This is a genomic window from Barnesiella sp., from assembly GCF_022723415.1.
Lineage (GTDB): Bacteria > Bacteroidota > Bacteroidia > Bacteroidales > Barnesiellaceae > Barnesiella > Barnesiella intestinihominis.
This window is the reverse complement of the sequence record NZ_JAIJHU010000120.1, coordinates 1-2,322: the sequence shown is the minus strand read 5'-3', so window position 1 is coordinate 2,322 and position 2,322 is coordinate 1. Positions and strand designations below refer to the sequence as shown.

Sequence of the window (2,322 nt, the reverse complement as noted above, 5' to 3'; positions counted from 1 at the left end):
ATATTTTTATTATTTCCGGAAAGTTCTTGTAATAGAAATAGTTACAGTATTTCGATGCTTGCGAAACAAGCGATTTATCTATGTGGGAAACTTTAGTTACAAAGAATGCTGCTTTTGTAAATACAGTGTTTATTACAGCTTATGATAAGGATTATATAAATTGCATTTTAGAGAAGAACTTGTATGTGCCACAAAAACAAAATTTCTCAGATAAGTACTTTTGTATGGAAATTGCATTACCTGAGGGCAATCAGCAAATTCGTTCAACATTACTTCTGAAAGAATTAACAAAACTATCCCAAAAGGGGTTAATTACAGCTTGCAAGGAAAATGATTTTCAACAATCATTTATGGCAATTAGTATGTACGTTGAACGATATTTGCTGTCATTGAGGGATGTGAAAAGATTTTTGAATACATTCTGTGCATCTTATCTTCCAATCCAGCATGAAGTTTATTTTGAAGATGTGTTAATGATTTCCTTGTTGAGATTTGCTCGTAAGGAACTTTATGACTTGATAAAATCATTGGAATGCTTTGATGACCCCGATAATAAGTCTGAAAATGTTTATGTTCTAAAATTGAAGGAAAATATCAAATTTAAAGATGACTATGATGCAATGCGAGTGTTATTTCCTACTCGTTCTAATGGTAATTTGAAATCATTAAACGAAAAGGGTCAAAAACATATTTATTGGAAACGTAGCTTCAACACTTACTTTTATAATTTGGAATATACAAGTTTCAATCAGGAAGACATAAATAAACTCTTGGAGTCCAATATTACAGATGCGGATATACGCTCACTTGCCCCAAGTTGGAAAGAACGGAAAATAGAAGTTGATATTAAAGACTTTTTGGTGAAAATAGAAAATTATCAAAATAGTCAAAATCAACTGAAGGCATATTTGAAACTTTGTATGATATGTTATAGATATACAATTAATAGGGAGATATTTTTTCTTGCATCCCGTTATTTATATTATTACCAATGGAGCAATCTGCAAAAAAAGTTTAAGTTCAGCTCCAAAGATGATTATAAGCAGTATGTTAAAGATATATTAATGAGTGAAGCTGATATAAATGCGACAAGCTATTATCTTCATTATTTGTTGCTCTATCAGTTAAGTGAAATGAACATAGAAGAAAAGGATTGTGTATTTACAAATAACGAACTTAAAGATATTTGTTTGGAGAGATTAAAGTTAGGTGTAAAACAACTTGACGAGGGGGGAATATCAGCATCAGATGTGCTCTATTTAGGGTGGGCTTGTTTGCAAGATGCCAATCCAAGCGATTTGGGTCAAGAGGGTTTTGTGATAATGAAAGAGTCTAAAGAAATTATCAAGGATTCTATAATTTCAACTCCAAAAAAATATTTGTATCAAGCCGTTGACTTTATCCAGAAAGAGACTGGTAAAATCCAATTTGAGGTTAAGCAAAGTAGCCAACTTCGTGATATTTTTACAACGGATGAACTTCAAAACATAATTAAAGAAATTGATAGTCAAGGTAATAACACTTTGGAAGATGCTTGTAATTTTTGGAGTAAGTATTTGGACTATTGTATTACTCAGAAGACTATGAACTTGTTAATGGATTATAAAGGAGATTCTAATAAGGTGGAGAAATATAATTATAAGCAATATCGTAAAATCCTAGAAGGAGAAACGATTTGATAATTAAATACGAAAGATGTTATGAAAGTAGCATTACATAAAAGAGATTTACCAATATATATGTTTTTTAGAAGCAAATTTGTGTTTGGTATGGATGAAAAATGCTGGTACGGGGCTTTTGGCATTCAATGAAAAATGGGTGCTTTGTAGGAGAGAAGGTACACTTCTTTACAATGATGGTGCGACCATGTCCTAAATTTACGAGTATTTCTCTCAATAAGCGAAATGATGGCATTGTGCGTATTAATTTGCCAAAGGCGGATGCTGATGGTTTTGCAATTATCCTGAAGGATAAAGAGTATGAAACCATAGACCCATAGACTCTTCCTTTTCGTCAAGAGATTGAAGAAAATGCCCTTAAACTTTTGGACTTCAGCTTAGATGTATATAAGGAACTCCTCCAGCATGCTCCATTAAAGAACTGGAAGGATAGGTTGATGGATTTATGGGATTAGCAGTAAATTCACATCAGTTTTTCATCCAGACTCAAGCTGCTTTATCACCAGTTGACATCAAGGTGGTCCCATCCCGCACAACTGTTTTGGCAAGTCTTCACCCCCTGCGGTCTCATCCCGCACAAAAAACTGGCGAGGGCTCTGATGCCCCGCCAACCTTATAGCGCAGCGGTTAAGAGCGACGTTTC

General features: G+C 33.7%; 1 pseudogene. It reads left to right on the top strand.

Annotation, left to right across the window (positions count from 1 at the left end):
* Positions 1-71: 71 nt before the first annotated feature.
* Positions 72-1,679, top strand: a pseudogene (locus QVD32_RS12920) (P-loop NTPase fold protein); the annotation flags it as partial.
* Between the last annotated feature and the right edge of the window lie 643 nt (positions 1,680-2,322).